At 36.1% G+C, this 18,369-nt stretch carries 16 protein-coding genes; 9 read left to right on the forward strand and 7 right to left on the reverse strand.

From position 1 onward, the window contains the following. Positions 1-355: 355 nt before the first annotated feature. The gene (locus ACFTQ7_RS15210; protein ID WP_386829795.1) at positions 356-1,033 is read left to right on the forward strand and encodes a hypothetical protein; all 678 of its coding nucleotides are present in this window, start codon (positions 356-358) and stop codon (positions 1,031-1,033) included. Positions 1,034-1,124: 91 nt separating this feature from the next. On the opposite strand, the gene ACFTQ7_RS15215 is transcribed toward ACFTQ7_RS15210, so the two are convergent. Next, positions 1,125-2,819, reverse strand: a complete 1,695-nt coding sequence (locus tag ACFTQ7_RS15215) for a methyl-accepting chemotaxis protein (RefSeq protein WP_386829796.1) — start codon at positions 2,817-2,819, stop codon at positions 1,125-1,127. A gap of 344 nt (positions 2,820-3,163) precedes the next feature. Here ACFTQ7_RS15215 and ACFTQ7_RS15220 point away from each other — a divergent pair, with 344 nt between their 5' ends. Further along, positions 3,164-4,030, forward strand: coding sequence for a copper amine oxidase N-terminal domain-containing protein (locus tag ACFTQ7_RS15220; RefSeq protein WP_386829798.1), 867 nt, complete (start codon positions 3,164-3,166; stop codon positions 4,028-4,030). A gap of 113 nt (positions 4,031-4,143) precedes the next feature. Here ACFTQ7_RS15220 and ACFTQ7_RS15225 read toward each other — a convergent pair whose 3' ends face one another. Continuing rightward, positions 4,144-5,145: a M23 family metallopeptidase gene (locus tag ACFTQ7_RS15225; RefSeq protein ID WP_386829799.1), complete on the reverse strand. Its 1,002-nt coding sequence runs from the start codon at positions 5,143-5,145 to the stop codon at positions 4,144-4,146. A gap of 173 nt (positions 5,146-5,318) precedes the next feature. Here ACFTQ7_RS15225 and ACFTQ7_RS15230 point away from each other — a divergent pair, with 173 nt between their 5' ends. The 4 genes from ACFTQ7_RS15230 (at position 5,319) to ACFTQ7_RS15245 (ending at position 11,722) form a co-directional block, all read left to right on the forward strand. Then, positions 5,319-6,584, forward strand: a complete 1,266-nt coding sequence (locus ACFTQ7_RS15230; RefSeq protein ID WP_386829801.1) for a saccharopine dehydrogenase NADP-binding domain-containing protein — start codon at positions 5,319-5,321, stop codon at positions 6,582-6,584. Between the two features lie 231 nt (positions 6,585-6,815). Further along, positions 6,816-8,711: a PrkA family serine protein kinase gene (locus ACFTQ7_RS15235; protein WP_386829845.1), complete on the forward strand. Its 1,896-nt coding sequence runs from the start codon at positions 6,816-6,818 to the stop codon at positions 8,709-8,711. A 422-nt stretch (positions 8,712-9,133) separates the two neighbouring features. Next, positions 9,134-10,291 carry a sporulation protein YhbH gene (gene yhbH / locus ACFTQ7_RS15240; protein ID WP_349661055.1) on the forward strand — a complete coding sequence of 386 codons (1,158 nt, stop codon included), beginning with the start codon at positions 9,134-9,136 and terminating at the stop codon, positions 10,289-10,291. A 33-nt stretch (positions 10,292-10,324) separates the two neighbouring features. Next, positions 10,325-11,722, forward strand: coding sequence for a SpoVR family protein (locus tag ACFTQ7_RS15245; RefSeq protein WP_386829846.1), 1,398 nt, complete (start codon positions 10,325-10,327; stop codon positions 11,720-11,722). A gap of 169 nt (positions 11,723-11,891) precedes the next feature. Here the strand turns inward: ACFTQ7_RS15245 and ACFTQ7_RS15250 are convergent, their stop codons facing one another. Together ACFTQ7_RS15250 and ACFTQ7_RS15255 are read right to left on the reverse strand one after the other, a co-directional pair. Continuing rightward, on the reverse strand, positions 11,892-12,167 hold the full coding sequence (locus ACFTQ7_RS15250) for a hypothetical protein (RefSeq protein ID WP_386829803.1): 276 nt from the start codon (positions 12,165-12,167) through the stop codon (positions 11,892-11,894). Positions 12,168-12,391: 224 nt separating this feature from the next. Further along, positions 12,392-12,529 carry a hypothetical protein gene (locus ACFTQ7_RS15255; protein WP_386829805.1) on the reverse strand — a complete coding sequence of 46 codons (138 nt, stop codon included), beginning with the start codon at positions 12,527-12,529 and terminating at the stop codon, positions 12,392-12,394. Between the two features lie 160 nt (positions 12,530-12,689). Between ACFTQ7_RS15255 and ACFTQ7_RS15260 the strand changes: the two genes are divergently transcribed. Next, positions 12,690-13,565: a radical SAM/SPASM domain-containing protein gene (locus ACFTQ7_RS15260; RefSeq protein ID WP_386829847.1), complete on the forward strand. Its 876-nt coding sequence runs from the start codon at positions 12,690-12,692 to the stop codon at positions 13,563-13,565. A 127-nt stretch (positions 13,566-13,692) separates the two neighbouring features. On the opposite strand, the gene ACFTQ7_RS15265 is transcribed toward ACFTQ7_RS15260, so the two are convergent. Beyond that, the gene (locus tag ACFTQ7_RS15265) at positions 13,693-14,082 is read right to left on the reverse strand and encodes a helix-turn-helix domain-containing protein (RefSeq protein WP_349661056.1); all 390 of its coding nucleotides are present in this window, start codon (positions 14,080-14,082) and stop codon (positions 13,693-13,695) included. 212 nt (positions 14,083-14,294) lie between these two features. Between ACFTQ7_RS15265 and ACFTQ7_RS15270 the strand changes: the two genes are divergently transcribed. Continuing rightward, complete coding sequence (locus ACFTQ7_RS15270; RefSeq protein WP_349661057.1) at positions 14,295-14,930, forward strand: restriction endonuclease subunit S; 636 nt, start codon at positions 14,295-14,297, stop codon at positions 14,928-14,930. A 70-nt stretch (positions 14,931-15,000) separates the two neighbouring features. Here the strand turns inward: ACFTQ7_RS15270 and ACFTQ7_RS15275 are convergent, their stop codons facing one another. Beyond that, complete coding sequence (locus ACFTQ7_RS15275) at positions 15,001-16,674, reverse strand: ribonuclease J (RefSeq protein WP_386829807.1); 1,674 nt, start codon at positions 16,672-16,674, stop codon at positions 15,001-15,003. Between the two features lie 170 nt (positions 16,675-16,844). Here ACFTQ7_RS15275 and ACFTQ7_RS15280 point away from each other — a divergent pair, with 170 nt between their 5' ends. Beyond that, positions 16,845-17,618, forward strand: coding sequence for a DUF2935 domain-containing protein (locus ACFTQ7_RS15280; RefSeq protein WP_386829809.1), 774 nt, complete (start codon positions 16,845-16,847; stop codon positions 17,616-17,618). Positions 17,619-17,793: 175 nt separating this feature from the next. Here the strand turns inward: ACFTQ7_RS15280 and ACFTQ7_RS15285 are convergent, their stop codons facing one another. Then, on the reverse strand, positions 17,794-18,288 hold the full coding sequence (locus ACFTQ7_RS15285) for a L,D-transpeptidase family protein (RefSeq protein WP_079562688.1): 495 nt from the start codon (positions 18,286-18,288) through the stop codon (positions 17,794-17,796). Positions 18,289-18,369 lie beyond the last annotated feature (81 nt).

Consider the following 18,369-nt stretch of genomic DNA (forward strand, 5'->3'; position numbering starts at 1 on the left):
GTAATTGATTATTTTAAATTATAGTAACAGCTACAATATTATGTTGTAGCTGTTTTAACTTTTTAAGGAAATATCTTTTGTAGCGAAAGCAATGCGTCGCCCCCTGCTGGATTAACTTGCGTGGAAAGCGTCAACTCGGAGTAGAAATCAACCTTTGCTTATTGATTTACATTATTTTATCTTTATTTTTATGTCGACAAGCTGACACGAAAGCATGGATGAAAAATCCGTTTCATGATAGTAGCGCAAATAATTCCTATAGAAATTAAGAATGAAAAGATAATCGTTAGAATAAAATTTCTATTAATATGGATGAAATAATCCTATCGATTATCTTTTTGAGGGTGGTAGATGGATGAAAACCTTTTTTATTTTATTTCTTGGGATGATCTATATATTACTAGCAAATTCAGTCGAAGCTATATTTAGTAAGGTATATTTTTTAATTGGCTTTGGGTTAGTAATAGCGGGAATTTTTCGGTATGTGAAAGAACGATTTATCTATATCAATACATTAAATGAAATGAAAGAGGCGAGTGAGGAGGAGCTTATGGCTATCCCTCATACACAGTGCATCATCTCAAATGATTGTTTAAGTGCTTTATTATTAAATGAACCTACAAATACACTTATCCTAGCAAGTAGAGAAGATTTAGAAGAAGATTTGATAAAAAAAGAAATTCCATTCGGAAAAATATATGAAGTAGCTATAGTAGAGGACGACATGTACATTGCTAGGACGAGCAATAACTTCATAAGTGGTTTATTACTTGGTGAAGATATGGATATAGAAGAAGAGGAATTAGGCGACGAGGACTCTGAGTCTGACACTATGTCTTCGCTGAAGTTGAAAATTGTAGCTGATAATTTATCTGACCCCATTTTAGAATTTGTTATTATGGATAACAGTGAGCCTCTATCAAGAGAAGAGGATGAGTATCAAGAAGTGCTGGAGCTATGTGAGGAATGGTTTCAGAAGATTAGCGTGATAATTAATCGCTATGAGCTGGAGAGGGTACCAATTAGGCATTAGTATTAATGTGAAAAAAGCTATCTCGACCGTAATGTCGAGATAGCTTTTTTAAGTGGAATCGCCCTGAAGTGATCAGGTATCACCTTGAACCTTAAATTTTAAATTGCTGTAATTGGCTATTTAGTTCTTCAGCCATATTAGCGAGATGATTTGCACCCCTTGAAATTTCCTCCATAGTAGCAGCTGTTTCCTCTACAGTAGCTGTTGTTTGTTCTACACCAGCTGCAGACTCTTGTGAAATAGAAGCCATTTCATCGATGGAGACATTGATGGATTCGGAATTTTGAGCAACTTTATGTAAATTGCTTGAAATAGTATTTATGTTAAGAATCATTTCCTCAACAGCTTCCGAAATTTGTTCAAATGTTTCATTTGTTTGATTTAGTTGTACAGTTCCTCTTTTTACTTCCTCGTAGCCGGATTGTAGAGCGGTTGTTACATTGCCAGTTTCACCTTGTATTCGGTTGACGATTGTTGAAATATCCGTGACAGAATACTGTACTTCTTCTGCAAGCTTCCGAACTTCATCGGCTACAACTGCAAAACCTTTTCCGTGCTCACCTGCGCGAGCTGCTTCGATGGCAGCGTTTAAGGCCAGTAAATTTGTTTGATTTGAAATATCATCAATGACAGAAACAAGCTTGGAAATTTCCGCAGACTGCACATTTAAGCCTTCAACTTTTTTCACTGAATCTAAAACAATTTCATTAATGGTTGTCATTTGTTGTGTTGATTGTACCATTAAGCCTTTACCTGTAGTTGTTAGTTCTTGTACATGATTTGAATGCGTTTTTAATTCAATGCCTTCTTGTGTTGTTTCATGAATACTACGTTGGAAAGAAGTCATTGTTTCGGCTAAATCACCGGCAGTAGATGCTTGTGTTTCAGTGCCAGAGGCTAGCTCCTGCATTGTTACGGTAATTTGCTCTGTACCTGATTGTACTTCATTAGCCGATTGGGCTAGCTCTTCGCTACTAGCTGCTACAGTTTCGGAAACAGTATGGATGGAGCTTATCGTTTGCTTTAACTTTTCATTCATATTATTTGCGGAAAGCATTAATTGACCAATCTCATCTCGATGAGTTATTGGAAGTGGTTCATGTTGTAGATTGCCATCTGCTAATTCGCTCATGCGTTTTGAGACAGTTGTAATAGGTTTAGAAATATTGCTAGCAGTAACAATGGCGACTAGGATACCTGCGATTGTCAATACAATGCTAACAATTAGCCCAACTGTTTTATTGCTTAAACTTGTTGATACTACGTCATCCCCTACCTTAGTAATGGCGACTGAGCGTTTATCGGCCAATTCTTCATAACCAACACGAACATCGATTACAAGATTATTGATAGCTGTTAAATTTTTTAATGCTAATTCTCTATCACCTTTTTTATAAACGTCGAATACTTCGGTATTTACGCGATTGCTCCATGTACGTGCCATTTCTACTAGAGCCTCACGCTCAGGTGTATTTTCGTATTTCTCTACAATACCGTTATTTTCCTCTGCGATTTTACGATATTCATTAAACATTTCTATGTATTTTTCATCACCAGATACAACATAACTTAAAGCTGCAGAGAGACGAACACTCATAGACATTGCTAAATCTTTACTTGCCGTTAAGACTTGTAAATCTTCTTTTACTAAACCTTCTGCTTGTTTTTCCATCTTATTATTAGAAATATACGTATAGGCTGTAAAACAAACAACTAATACGATCAATAGAAGAAATGCACTTAAAATTCTGCCTTTAAGTGTTTTAAACTGATAAATTCCCTTCATCTTTTCCCATCCCTTTATTGTTCATTTTCAATGTAGAACTGTAAAAAAATCGAAATAATAATTGTTATAGTACAAATATATTTTATAACTAATTAGATATATACATAAGCCCTTTTAATGGAAAAATTTAAAAATGGTTTTTTAGTACAATAACAAATCCTAGTTATGAATGATAGATAGTTAAATATATACGTCTAAATAGAAATTTTGATGTTTTTATAATGCTTTTATGTAGTTATACCTAACTGAGGAGCTTCTTTTAAATCGCTGCTATTATTATCCATATTTTAGTTTGAATGGTATAATTGTTTCGAAAAACAATGCGATTATAGGAGGGATATGGTATGAACAAATGGTTCAAAATAATAGGTTTCGTGATATTTGTGAGCTGTATTGGCAATACTTCAGCACATGCGGCTTCCTCTACTTCTCTTTTTGTCAACGGTAAAGCTGAGTATGACTTTATTACGCTTGAAGGAAGAACAATGGTTAAACTAAGGTCTCTGAGCGACCCATCATGGCCTGTGCTTGCTTATAATTCTAAGACAGGTGTCGTCACGATCCAAAATAAAGATAAGAGTAAGAAAGTACAGCTTGTGGCGGGAAAAAAGACAGCAACAGTTAATGGGAAAACAATAAAATTAGATGCTGCAGTAGTAAATAAAAACGGTAGCACTTATGTGCCAATTCGTTTCATTAGCGAGACACTTGGCGGTTATGTTTATTACAATAATAAAGATAAACGGGTCATTGTCCGTACACCTGCGGGTCAGGAAGAATACGAGACACTGATGCGCGGGGATCTCACGAAGGCACGTCATATTGTGCTCGGACTAGAAAAACTAACAGATGAAGCGCCGCCTCTACATGCTGGAGAAGGGTATAATTACTCCTATTACACGTTTCCAGAAGGAGAAGCATTGCGTTTCACGCTGAATCTCGCCGGCTATAGCGATGCTTATTATGAAGTGAATAATGAAGGTCTGGCAGTCATTAAATGGCAGAAGGATGATGTGGCTGAACGAGAGTGGGGAGCGAAACCAACCTTTAAAAGCTATGTTTATTTCTTGAACGAGTATATAGCTGGCTTATTCACTTATGGAATTGTAGACGCTCAAGGCAATGATACGGAGCTAGGAAAAATCCATCCGGATAATAGCAACAACCTAGTTCTACAAATTGAAGGGGAGAAACGAACGGATCAGAGGTAGAAAGATTGTGGTGAATTAGCGACTGAAAGCCACAGAAGCTTTAGAAATTATCGGATATATGTAACTAAAAGAAGGATGGATAAAGTCAATTTTATCTATCCTTCTTTTTTAAATTACTGTTTTTGCTTTGCTTTTTTTGCTTGTCGTTCCCATTGTAGTAATGATGGATATGGATCAAATGCCCATTCTGTACGTCCGTTGAATTTATAGATGCCATAGTGAAGATGAGGCGGGAATTTTCCAGACGTTCCTTCTTTACCGTAACCAGAGCTACCAACAGTACCGAGAACAGTTCCAGGTTCGACAAGGTCTCCTACTTTAATTTTCTTATTATAACTACCGAGATGGGCATAATAATGATAGGAGTTATGATTATCTCGAATTCCTATACGCCAACCACCGAATTGGTTCCAGCCCTTTATTTCCACTACTCCATAAGAGGTAGATAGCACTGGAGTACCATAGCTAGCGAAAACATCTGTGCCTTCATGAATACGGCGTCCACCCCAGCCCCTATTGTCACCCCATGTACTTCGATAGCTGTAATCGTAATTAGTAGGGAGTGGGAAAGTGTGATCGTCAAGCTCTGTTGTTTTGAAATAACTATACATTTTGGAAATGGTAAAGATTTGATTTACGGCCTGTTCGCTTCCGTAATACTCCCATAAAGCTAATTTAAAGTCTTCATCAGTTGTTCCAAATTTGCTTAAAAAAGTAGCCATGGAGAATATTGTATCGATATCATCCTTTGGACTGGCGACTCCATCACCGTTGCCATCTAGCCCCATTCCACCAAAGTAACTAATGGTTTCTGGACGAGTATCATCTCTGACAGGATTTAAAGCACCTGACCAATATTCATCAGAAAATTGAATGGAAATAATACCATCCCGTTTCGGAATATCTTTACGAACTGATTGCAAATTGCGTTCATATTGGTCAATTGCTGCTAAGAAATGCCACGGGATAAGTAATTCGTCAAATTGTACGTAATGGGCCATACGTTGCTGCACAATTTCTTCTTGTGTGGGCTCTTCTTTTGCGGACGCAACAGTGGGGAGAGTAAAACTCCATAATAACATCCATGATAAAAGGAATATAAAATGGCGATTCAATAGTGGACCTCCTTTCTACAGTTAGAATAACCGAAAAAATTTTTTTCATAAGTCAGTTTGTACACTGTAAATAATCATAAAATGTCAATCTATTAACGCTTATTTAATAGATTACTACCCAAGGCAAATGCTTTCTAATACATATGCTATTTATACGAAAGCGAGGTTATAGAATGGTAGTATATAACAACTCTATTACGATTCTAGGTAGTTGTGGAGGTGTTGCAAAAGCAGTACTTGCGATATTAAATAAAACAGTTCAAGACAAGTCTGATTCTATTAATCCAATCATCGAAAAAAGCTTAATTCATTTAGTAGACAAGAGGGAAATTGATCAGAAGTCTCTTGCGCATCTATATCCAAATTTAAGAAATCAGCTTGTCGTTCATCAATTTGATTTAATTGATCAACCGATATTAATGGAACATCTAAAAAAAACAAATACTACTGTTGTCATTGATGTTTCTTGGGCGGATACAGTGGAAATGATGCAATGTTGTAATAATCTGGGTATTGATTATATAAATACAGCTTTAGAAAATCCATTTATAGATGAAAATGAGGAATTGTATGAGGGCTTTGGTTTAATTGAAAGGATTAGGCATTTAGAAAAATACAAAGATGAAATTTCAAATGCTGTTGCAATAGTTTGCTCTGGCATGAATCCTGGTGTTGTACAATGGATGACATTTGAATTACAAAAGGAAGTAAACGATGATTCATTATTGGCCTGCTATATTGTTGAGCATGATACTTCTTTCTTTAAGGATAAAAGCAAAGCCAAGAAAAATGTTATTTATACAACTTGGTCACCAGAATGTTTCTTAGATGAAGCCATAATGAGCTATCCTATGTTCATGAGTCAAAGAACTCCACTTTTTCTTTATGAAAAAGTATATGATTTAGAATTTAAGGTGAATCTAGGGGATAAACAATTTTTTGGCTGTTTAATGCCTCATGAAGAGGTGTATAGCTTAGGGAAAATGTTGAATGTGGAAAGTGGGTTCCTATATAAAGTCAATGACCATACGACAGAGTTAATAGTATCTAATATCGATAATTTAGATAATTTATGGGATTTTAAAATGGAGGTGCTTGATCCACATAATGCTCTATTAGAAGGAGAGGATTTATGCGGTGTTCTGCTTGTCTATAAAGATCGTGAGAAATTTATGTACAATGTTATGAAAAACGAAGAAATCTTTTCTCAGTATCAAACGAATGCTACGTATTTTCAAGTTGCATGTGGTGTCTATGCATCTTTAGCTGTCGTACTAATGGATGAAATTGAAAAAGGTGCTTATTATGTTGATGAACTATTGAAAAACACAACAAATCAGTTTGGTAATTATTTAACTTATTATATGAAGGATTTTGTCATAGGCGAAAATAATCAGTCGGATGGATTATTATTAGAACGAATTAGGAGAAAGCGTTAAAACTAAATAATTTTAATCCATCTACTGGATATTATGTAGGTGGATTTTTTTATCTTCATTCTGGGCAATAAGTTGATTTTTCAAAGTAAAGCCCTTTTAAAACCCCTTAGTAAATGGTGTAATTAGGCACTTTACATAGAAATCTTTAAAGAATGCAAAAAAGTATTGGGTATCATAATGTCATTTCCTTCATACTATGTTATAAATCAAGCCCTGAATGGAGGGAAGGCTATTAACATTTTAGATAAAGTGAAAAGCTATCGCGAAGAAGAAAATCAGCTAAAGTGGGAAGGTACATTTGCAGATTACTTAAACATCATCAAGGAAAGACCTGAAGTCGCTCAAACAGCCCATTCACGCGTCTACAATATGATAAAGAATAGTGGTGTAGAGGAACGCGATGGGCAAAAAATGTACGAATTTTTTGGGCAAGAAATTTTTGGGCTTGAAACAGCAATTGAAAGACTGGTGGAGGAATATTTCCATCCAGCAGCACGAAGATTGGATGTTAGAAAACGTATTTTATTATTAATGGGACCAGTAAGTGGTGGTAAATCAACAATAGTGACCTTGTTGAAACGCGGACTTGAGCAATTTTCGCGAACAGATGAAGGCGCGGTTTTCGCAATTAAAGGATGTCCAATGCATGAAGATCCTCTACATTTAATTCCGCATCATTTGCGTAATGAATTTTACGAGGAGTATGGTATACGAATTGAAGGAAGTTTATCGCCTTTAAATACGATGCGTCTTGAAAAGGAATATGATGGACGCATTGAAAATGTGATGATTGAACGTATTACTTTTTCAGAAGACAAACGTGTAGGCATAGGAACATTTACACCATCAGATCCTAAATCGCAAGATATTGCTGATTTAACAGGTAGTATCGATTTTTCAACAATTGGCGAATTTGGTTCAGAATCTGACCCTCGTGCTTATCGTTTTGATGGTGAGCTGAATAAGGCAAACAGAGGTATGATGGAATTCCAGGAAATGTTAAAGCTTGATGAAAAATTCTTGTGGAATTTATTGTCTTTAACGCAGGAAGGTAATTTTAAAGCAGGTCGATTTGCGTTAATTAGTGCAGATGAGTTAATTGTTGCGCATACAAACGAAACGGAGTATCGCTCATTTATTTCAAATAAAAAGAATGAAGCACTACATTCACGTATTATTGTGATGCCTATTCCGTATAACTTAAAAGTTAGTCAGGAAGAATTGATTTACGAAAAAATGATTAAAGAAAGCGATATGTCCCATGTTCATATTGCACCACATGCATTAAAGGCCGCAGCAATCTTTTCGGTTCTAACAAGACTGGAAGTACCGAAAAAACAAGGTGTGGATCTTATTAAAAAAATGCGACTGTACGACGGAGAAAATGTGGAGGGATTTAATTCCGTTGACTTAGAGGAACTTAAAAAAGAGTTTCCTAACGAAGGCATGAACGGTATTGATCCACGGTATATTATTAATCGTATTTCTTCTGCTATTATCCGAAAAGAGGTACCATCCATTAATGCGTTAGATGTTCTGCGAGCACTAAAAGATGGGCTTGATCAGCATGCTTCGATTTCTCAGGAAGATCGAGAAAAATATATGAACTATATTGCCGTTGCTCGAAGAGAGTATGATGAAATTGCGAAGAACGAAGTGCAAAAAGCTTTCGTTTATTCATATGAAGAGTCTGCAAAAACATTAATGAATAATTATCTTGATAATGTAGAAGCGTTTTGTAATAAAAATAAAATTTTAGATCCATTGACTGGTGAGGAAATGAATCCAGATGAAAAATTAATGCGCTCTATAGAGGAGCAAATTGGCATTTCGGAAAATGCGAAAAAAGCATTCCGTGAGGAGATACTCATTCGTATTTCTGCTTATGCCCGAAAAGGTAAGCGTTTTGACTATAATTCTCATGAAAGATTACGAGAGGCAATACAGAAGAAACTATTTGCGGATCTCAAGGATGTCGTGAAAATTACAACATCTTCAAAAATGCCAGATGAATCACAGCTGAAGAAGATTAATGAAGTTGTAGCGAGACTTGTTGATGAACATGGCTATAATCCAACATCTGCTAATGAATTATTGCAGTATGTAGGAAGTCTGTTAAATCGTTAATAATTTTGACCTATTCAGAGGAAATTATAAGACTATTGATAGGAGTGAATAGGAGTGTCCATTTAAGGGCACTCCTTTTATCTTCATTTAGTGGGTGTCCAAACACTACTGAAATAGAGGAACTCGCCATGTCCTGTGGCAAATTTCTGTGCGACAGCAACAAGTTTATCTGTGCGAAAGCGAAGCGACAGCAACAACAGGGTTTTATCTGTGCGAAAGCGAAGCGACAGCGACAACAAGGTTTTATCTGTGCGAAAGCGACAACAACAATTACGTCAAGGCGAAATTGATCTTCATTCACTAAGTTTTTGCCATAGGTGAAGTAACCACGAAGTGTAATTGATTTTTCTAAAAAAGTTCAAGAAAGTGAATCACTAGCATAGTATAGAAAAACCGAATTTGATAGATGGGTGAGGATAAAAATGACTGAAAACGAAAATAAACGTTTTGCCATTTCTCAGGAAAATTGGTCCCTCCATCGTAAAGGGCACCAGGACCAGCAACGGCATATGGAAAAAGTAAAAGATGCTATTAAAAATAATTTACCTGATTTAGTTAGTGAAGAAAGTATTGTCATGTCCAATGGTCGCGAAGTTATAAAAATCCCTATACGCTCACTTGATGAATATAAAATTCGATATAACTATGATAACTCCAAGCATGTTGGGCAAGGGCAAGGAGACAGTAATGTAGGTGATGTGGTTGCGCGTGATGCTAGCAAAGGCAATCAGGCTAATGGGAAAGGAAAAGAAGCTGGTGACAAGCCAGGCCATGATTATTATGAAGCTGAAGTAAGTATTGAAGAGGTTCAAAATGTGTTATTTAACGAGCTTGAGCTACCGAACCTACAGCAAAAAGAAAAAGCGGATATTAAAACGGAAAAAATCGAGTTTAACGATATTCGAAAAAAAGGTTTAATGGGAAATGTCGATAAAAAGCGCACAATCCTTAATGCGCTAAAGCGTAATGCGATGAAAGGAAAACCAGAAATTACGCCGATTCATAATGATGATTTGCGTTTTAAAACGTGGGATGAAGTGGAAAAACCTGAATCGAAGGCAGTAGTTCTTGCCATGATGGATACAAGTGGCTCGATGGGTTCCTTTGAAAAATATTGTGCTAGGAGCTTCTTCTTTTGGATGACAAAATTTTTGCGCTCCAAGTATGAAACCGTGGAAATTGAGTTTATTGCACATCATACAGAGGCAAAAGTTGTGACAGAGGAAGAATTTTTCACAAAGGGAGAAAGTGGAGGAACGATTTGTTCATCTGCTTATATAAAGGCATTGGAGTTAATTCGGGAAAAGTATAATCCTTCTCGCTACAATATTTATCCAGTACATTTTTCAGATGGTGAAAATATATCAATGGATAATGAAAAGTGCTTGAAGCTAGTGGGAGAGTTGATGGAAGTATCGAGCATGTTTGGATATGGGGAAGTCAATCAGCATAACCGCTTCTCTACACTTATGTACACCTATAAAAAAGTAGATGATCCTAAGTTTAGGTATCATATTTTGAGAAAAAAAGGCGATGTATACGATGCCTTAAAGAGCTTTTTCAAAAAAAGTGAATCATAAACCATGTTCAAAGGAGGGGACTAAAAAGTGGAGATGAAAGAGCTTGAACGAGCGATTGATGAAATTACAGAAATTGCCTCAAGCTTTGGCTTAGATTTCTTTCCGATGCGTTATGAAATTTGTCCGGCAGATATTATTTATACGTTTGGCGCATATGGTATGCCTACTCGATTTTCACATTGGAGCTTCGGTAAACAATTCCATAAAATGAAGCTTCAATATGATTTAGGGCTAAGTCAAATCTATGAGCTAGTGATTAACTCAAACCCATGTTATGCATTTTTACTTGATACAAATACGTTAACACAAAATAAATTAATTATTGCGCATGTATTGGCGCACTGCGATTTCTTTAAAAATAATGTACGCTTCTCCAATACTAGAAGAGATATGGTGGAGAGCATGACGGCAACAGCTGAAAGGATAGCTGGTTATGAAAGAGAATATGGAAAGGATGAAGTCGAGCAGTTTTTAGATGCGATTTTAGCGATTCAGGAGCATATCGACCCATCCCTTTTACGACCAAAATTGGCTTGGAATACGGAGGATGAATTTGAAGAGGAGATTTCTCAATCAAAATCGCCGTATGATGATTTATGGAATTTAGATGACAAGGAAAAAGAGTATAAATCAATCAGGCGAAAAATAAAGCACTTTCCCCCAAAACCAGAAAAAGATTTATTGCTATTTTTAGAGGAGCATAGTCGAGAGCTCGAGGACTGGCAGCGAGATATATTAACGATGATGCGTGAGGAAATGCTTTATTTTTGGCCACAATTAGAGACAAAAATTATGAATGAGGGTTGGGCTTCCTTTTGGCATCAACGTATAATGCGTGAGCTCAAGCTAACAACAGCTGAAACAATTGAGTATGCGAAATTAAATGCAGGTGTTGTACAGCCTTCAAAGACAACGATTAATCCTTATTACCTTGGCGTGAAAATTTTCGAGGATATTGAAAACCGCTATAATAATCCGACAGAAGAGATGAGAAAGCTAGGCGTTCAACCTAACTCAGGTCGAGAGAAAATGTTTGAGGTAAGAGAGATAGAGTCGGACATATCCTTTATACGCAACTATTTAACGAAGGATTTAGCAAAGCGAGAGGATCTTTATTTGTTCCAGAAAAAGGGGAATGAATACCGTATTACTGATAAGGATCATGAAATGGTACGTGATCAGCTCGTATCGATGCGTGTAAACGGGGGATTCCCGTATATCGTCGTTAAAAATGGCGATTACCTTCGCAATGGAGAACTCTATTTATCGCATGGTTTTGAGGGAATAGAGCTTGATCCGCACTATTTAGAGAACGTTTTGCCATATATTTATCAGCTCTGGGGTCGTCCTGTTCATTTAGAAACATATGTGGATGGAAAGCCAATGCTTTACTCATATGATGGAACAAAAAATTATAAGCGTAATGTGTAATAAAAAACTTCTATCTGTTGGTATAAAATATTCCAGCAGATAGAAGTTTTAATTTTTGACAGAGCGCTTCCCAGGGGGCGTCAGAAGTTTTGGCGCTGATCCCCAAGGAGTCGCCCAGCCGTAACGAAGATCAACTTATAACAATTATGGTGCTTTGCCCTAATAAACTTTATTCGTTTTTATCTTCATCTAACAATGGAGGGGATTCATTTTCATCTTCACTACTTTCACTATGATTCGAAGATGAGTGGATATCGCTATCGAATACTAAGCTGTCTCTTACTTTTATTCCTTGTTGTCCGCCAGCTTCATCATTATTGTCACCAGCAATTCCGCTTCGGCCGTTTCCATCGGCAAATTGGGAGTTTACATTTCTAGTGCTACCGTTTATAGCATTTTGTCCGCCTTTGTTGGCATTAGTTCCTACATCTTTATTTATCTTCATTCAGGAGTAGATCCTACCTCTGAAGGTGGTAAGATGAATGCGGATGTGATTCCTTTTTAGTGGTTGGTCAATCACCTACTGAAAAGGGGAATTCAGGCTAAGAACTTCACATCCTGTGAAAACGCCTGAGTGACCAACATCGTGTTGGCCCAAAGCTTCCGGCGGATGTCACGGATTTTGAAAGGAATGAATTGTGTGGGGCACAATTCAAAATCCGGACGCAATTACGCCAAGGCGTAATTGATTGGTCCTTCACCTTCAGCCCTTTGCTCAACATGGATATCTGTATTGCCCATGTTAATAGTAATATGATTTTTTGAAGGATCTTTTGAACGTTCATTATCACCTTTATAGTCAGACATAGTCTTCACCTCCATTATTTCAGCATTACTATTAGTTATTAATTTTTCTCAAGTTTACTTTAATGTGAGGGGATGGAGACTGAAAAACTGTTCCTTATCGTAAAATTTGTTAAAATGAATAGGATTTGAATATATGAAGAACTGGAACGGTGAATCAACGTTGAGAACATTTAAAAAGGTTTATATAGAAATAACGAGTGTCTGTAATTTAGCATGTAGCTTTTGTCCTCCAACTGCTCGTGCAAAGGGACTTATTAAAGTAGAACAATTTAATAAAATATTAGATGAAATACGACCTCATACGAAATATATTTATTTGCACGTAAAAGGAGAGCCGCTTTTACACCCGCGTATTGATCAGTTGCTTGACGCAGCGCATGAGAAAGGTTTTAAAGTTAATATTACAACGAACGGTACACTGATTAAAAAGAATCGTGAAAAGATATTGGGGAAACCAGCATTACGCCAAATCAATTTTTCATTGCATAGTTTCGACGGTCATGAGGGATCGGAAAATCGTGAGAAATACTTAGGGGATATATTAGACTTTGTGCGTGATTCAAAAGACTATAATACGATTATTTCATATCGTTTATGGAATTTACAAAAGGATAATGTGACAGATATTGCGGCACGAAGAAATCGAGAAACACTCGAAATTCTAGAAAATGAATATAATCTGGATTATCGCATCGAAGAAAAAGTACAGCCTGGTAAAGGCGTAAAGATTGCTAATAATATTTATTTAAATCAGGATCATGAATTTAAGTGGCCAAGCTTATTGGAGCCTGAGGATGAAGGAAAAGGCTTTTGCCATGCACTTAGAAGTCAAGCTGCTATTTTAGTGGATGGTACAGTAGTGCCTTGCTGTCTTGACGGTGAGGGTGTCATTAATTTGGGGAATGTGAACGAGAAATCCTTCACAGACATTGTTCAAGGAGAACGTGCAAATAATATTGTCGAAGGATTTTCACGTAGAGAAGCAGTTGAAGAGCTATGTAGAAAATGCGGCTATCGCCAAAAATTTGGAATGTAATAAATAGATCCATTTGGTTTCAGACTAAATGGATTTTTTTGTATAGTGGATTTTACTCTATTCAAGCAAATAGAAAACGAGTGATTCCACAGCAATTAAATTATAGTTCGCTAAAATAGCTCCAACGTTATTGATTATTGGAGCTATTTTTCTTTGATTGTGAATCAATAGTATTTAAAAAATCATTCGTAATACGTACTACATATTTCACTTCGTCTAAATTGCGCTCCCTTAAAACTGATCGATGTATGTCAAGCACAATGTTCTTTTCTTCAATATCAGTGACACCTGATAATTTTTGAAAATTAAAAAGCTCCTCAGGTGCAATATCTAATGCTTTCATTAGCGTTTCTAAAGTGCTTAATGTGATATTAGATTGTCCGTGTTCAATGTTTGAGATTCGTCCTTTACTAAAACCTAGTTTCCCCGTTTTTTCTGCTACTTCTTCCTGACTAAGCCCCTTGGAAACTCTAATAATACGGAGTTGTTCACCTACTAGCTTTAAAAAGTCTGACATATGATTCACCTCTATGTAAAAAGTTAGTGAAAAACATTAAAAATGCCTATACCATTATAGTGGTATAATAGACAAAATGTTATAGTAAAATGGTACAATGGTTAGTAGGGATTTTTATTATGAGAAAAGACTTGTGTAAAACAGTGTGGATGATTCTTCAGTAGCTTGTTTTAGAGTATACCTAATTAAGTGAAGGATTGGAGGATTTAGGCATGGTAAAGCGTTATCGATTAGATGAGGTTGCTAAAATAGAAGAGGGAAAAATAATTCCGAGCAAAAAGTATTTTACAAACATCGGTGTACCTCTCATTACAGCAGATAATTTAAAAAAGTTAATGCTCGACGGTGATATTGAGCAATTACCAAAAGTTAATATTACCTTTGAAAAACATTGTAAATGTGCACCAGTACCAGCTAAAACCATCATTCTTACTAAGGCTAATTTGAAGGACTCTAATAAATATATATATCAGAGTGAAACTGAACTATATATTGCAAGCGATGTCGTTGCAATTATTCCAAATGAAACAATTATTTTAAGTGATTATTTATTGCATTTTCTTAGAGTGTATAAAATGAATAGAGAATGGCAGCATCTGTACCATATACCGATTGATATTCCGATGATAGATATCCAACATAAAATGGTGCAAACTTTAAAAACGATTCAGCTTTTATTAAAAAGTAAAGAGCCGTTGCTGACAGTAGTAGAGGGGCTACCGCGGCATTTTGACAATGTTTCTGTGCAAATTGAACATCACTCAAAAAGTTTACATCATGGGTTTCAACAGGCTCAGTATCTTTACAATCATATGTTATATAAAATTTTTAATAGTGAGCATAAATAAATCCATCACAGCCTTAATTTACGGGATAAAAAAAGTCGGTGTTTGGGCCTGTGCCTTTACACCGACTTTTTTAAATTTCAATGATTATAGGTAAAATCATTGGTTTCCTTTTTGTTTGTGAAAATAGATACTGGCCGACAGCTCTTTTGATTTCTCTTTTTAAAACATGTATTTGCTGCTTATTTTCTTCTTGAAGCTCATTTACCGTTTCTTCAACGAGAATATTTACTTTCGTTAAAAGCTCCTCAAAGTCTTTGGCATAAACAAAGCCTCGTGAAATTGTATCTGGTTCTGAAATAAAGGCTCCATCTACTTTATTAAGTGTGATGACGATAACAAGCATGCCGTCTTCAGAAAGCTGTTTACGATCGCGTAAAACTATACCTTCGACTTCACCGATACCGATACCGTCGACATACGTATCCCCTGAAGGGATTTTACGTGTTTGTCTAGCCGTGGAGTTTTCAATATCAACAACATCCCCGTTTTTCATAATAAACGTATGCCCTCTTTTGACACCAACGGATTCAGCTAGTAAACGATGCTGATGTAACATACGGAATTCACCATGAATCGGTATGAAAAATTTAGGTTTCATTAATGTCAGCATTAGTTTTAAATCTTCCTGATGACCATGACCTGAAACGTGCATACCTGTATGACTAGAAGAACCATAAATAACTTTCGCACCTAGCTGGAATAAATTATCAACGATCCGTGAAACACCTTTCTCATTCCCTGGAATAGGGGATGAAGCTAAAATAACTGTGTCATCAGGTAAAATTTTCACTTCGCGATGATTGCCACTTGCTAAGCGAGAGAGTGCAGCTAATGGCTCTCCCTGACTTCCCGTACATAGCACAACAACTTCTTCAGGGGGGAGATATTTCACCTCGCGTGCATCAAGTAACAAATCCTCTGGAACGTCTAAATAGCCTCGTTCAAGTGCGACATCTACAACATTCACCATACTACGGCCGAGCAATGCAAGTTTTCTATTTGTAGCAATCGTTGCATTTACAATTTGCTGTATGCGATTAACATTAGAAGCGAAAGTAGAAATAACGATTTTACGGTCGGCATGTAAAAAAGCATCTTCAATATGATTACCGACAAGCTTCTCGGAAGGCGTTAGACCAGGTCGTTCTGCATTTGTACTTTCAGAAATAAGTAATAGTACACCTTCTGATCCAATCTCGGACATCTTATGAATATCTGCAAACTGATCATTGACAGGCGTTAAATCAAATTTAAAATCGCCAGTGTGTACAACATTTCCTTCAGGTGTATTCATAACGATTCCTAGGCAATCAGGTATACTATGGTTTGTTCTAAAGAAACTAACATCAACCTGTCCAAAATTTAAAGATGAATCGGAATTAATTTCAATTAATTCTGTCTCCCTTAAAAGCTTATGCTCTTTCAACTTTAGCTGGATTAATCCAAGCGTAAAGCGTGTTGCATAAATAGGGACATTTATTTTTTTAAGCAGATATGGGATACCGCCAATATGATCTTCGTGACCATGTGTCACAATTAACGCTTTAATTTTCTCTTTATTTTCCTGTAAGTACGTAATATCAGGAATGATTAAATCAATGCCCAATAAGCTTTCGTCTGGAAATTTAGCACCACAGTCGATAATTAAAATATCATTCCCATACTGTACTACATACATATTTTTACCAATCTCATTAATGCCACCTAAGGCGAAAATCGATAGTGTATTGTCTTTTGTGGACAAGTATATCCCCTCCTAATTTTCAAGTGTCTTGGATATCATTGAATTTTTTTCGCATTATGTAGTATAGCTTTAAGTGTTTCATCCTATACGAAAAGAACGTTTGGCAATAATATTAGGTTTTCAAGAAGAATAGAATAGAGCAACGTAGAGAATAAAGGGGATGTGGCTGGTTGTCGAATTACTTACAGCATGCGATGTTTGAACATAGGTTTTGGCTAAGGATATTAAAAGACCATTCTCAATTTATTCATGATTCATTGTATCCATCGGAAACAGAGGATATAAAAAGAGCAAATTCATTTATTCAAAAATTTTCTCAGCTTCTTGCCTATGTAAATTCGATCGATGCCAATAATGCGGTTTCATTTTCACTTACTGTTGATGAAGCTGTAACGCAATTAAAGCAATTTAAATTTTATATCCTTCGAAAGCAATTATCGGGAAATATTAATATCCATTTATCACCTACCTTTATTAATCACATGGTGAATGAACTAGAGGAATATCAAAATGTACTTAGCTATCTGAAGAAGGGAGAAGTCCCACCAATATTTCATGAGCTACATCATCACTTACTCTGGCTTTTAGATGCTTCAGGACATGCAGGTATTATTCATGACGATTTGGATAGCGTAGAAAGAAGATTGAGACAAAAAAGTACTACCTTTGCCCAACATTTTGAACAGTTTTATTTAAAAGCAGTTGAGCTTACAGGATATTTACGTTCAAATATAGACTCTTTCCCTGCATTAAGTCGCTTTAATCAGGATGTAGATCTAGAAATGAAATTATTCAAAACGTTTTTACGCGAGTTAGAGGAAATGGAGTTAAGTGCAGAAGTATTAGGAACGTTTACAGCTCTAATGGCGGATCATATGCTAAGAGAGGAGCAATACTATTTATCGAAGCTTGCGCAATCTAGAGGTGAAGGTAATTTGCACTAAAAAAAGTGATGGCAATCTGAGGTTAGGTTTGATTTCAGGTTGCTTTTTTATTCCGATAAATCAGCATATTGTACCGATAAACTTGGAAAACATTCCGATAAATTTACATAATGTTCCGATAAAACTAAAAAACATTCCGATAAAATTTTAGGAATGTTTTTAGTCTGGAGGCTTTTTATGGATGAATAAAAACTCCAGTGCCAATTGGGACAATACTTGCAAGCTCTTCGACATCCTTATTATGCATACGAATACAGCCACGTGAAACAGCATGACCAATAGAGCTAGGATCATTAGTTCCATGAATACCGTAGTGCTCTTTAGATAAACTCATCCACATTGTTCCAAAAGGTCCACCGGGATTCGGAGCCTTATTAATGATTATAAAATCGCCAGTAGGTGTATCATGTAACATCCTTCCAACCGCAATTGGGTATTGCTTTTGAAGAACATTATCCTTATATAACCGTAGCCATCGATTTTCAGTAGAAATATCTATTCTATAAGGGATCGTATTTGGGTTAGGAAATCCAGGAATAACAATTTGTTGTCCTATATAAAGTACATTCGGATCTATCCCTGGATTAGCAGCAATTATGGACGATAACGGTGTACGATAATTTCTAGCTATTTGGGACAAGGTTTCTCCTACTTTAACTGTATGGATCAAAATCATCACCTCCTATAAAGTGGTTACTTTACTACAGGTTATGCCGTAGATATAGAAAATACCTTTATATTTTTTCATGAG

Origin of the sequence: Lysinibacillus sp. NPDC056959, assembly GCF_042674095.1 — a bacterium.
Taxonomy (GTDB): domain Bacteria; phylum Bacillota; class Bacilli; order Bacillales_A; family Planococcaceae; genus Lysinibacillus; species Lysinibacillus zambalensis.

Bases quoted from the DNA above. Each gene is read 5' to 3' on its own strand.
- ACFTQ7_RS15210 (WP_386829795.1), top strand. From the start codon at position 356: ATGAAAACCTTTTTTATTTTATTTCTTGGGATGATCTATATATTACTA.
- ACFTQ7_RS15215 (WP_386829796.1), bottom strand. From the start codon at position 2,819: ATGAAGGGAATTTATCAGTTTAAAACACTTAAAGGCAGAATTTTAAGT.
- ACFTQ7_RS15220 (WP_386829798.1), top strand. From the start codon at position 3,164: ATGAACAAATGGTTCAAAATAATAGGTTTCGTGATATTTGTGAGCTGT.
- ACFTQ7_RS15230 (WP_386829801.1), top strand. From the start codon at position 5,319: ATGGTAGTATATAACAACTCTATTACGATTCTAGGTAGTTGTGGAGGT.
- yhbH (WP_349661055.1), top strand. From the start codon at position 9,134: ATGACTGAAAACGAAAATAAACGTTTTGCCATTTCTCAGGAAAATTGG.
- ACFTQ7_RS15245 (WP_386829846.1), top strand. From the start codon at position 10,325: ATGAAAGAGCTTGAACGAGCGATTGATGAAATTACAGAAATTGCCTCA.
- ACFTQ7_RS15250 (WP_386829803.1), bottom strand. From the start codon at position 12,167: ATGAAGATAAATAAAGATGTAGGAACTAATGCCAACAAAGGCGGACAA.
- ACFTQ7_RS15255 (WP_386829805.1), bottom strand. From the start codon at position 12,529: ATGTCTGACTATAAAGGTGATAATGAACGTTCAAAAGATCCTTCAAAA.
- ACFTQ7_RS15265 (WP_349661056.1), bottom strand. From the start codon at position 14,082: ATGTCAGACTTTTTAAAGCTAGTAGGTGAACAACTCCGTATTATTAGA.
- ACFTQ7_RS15270 (WP_349661057.1), top strand. From the start codon at position 14,295: ATGGTAAAGCGTTATCGATTAGATGAGGTTGCTAAAATAGAAGAGGGA.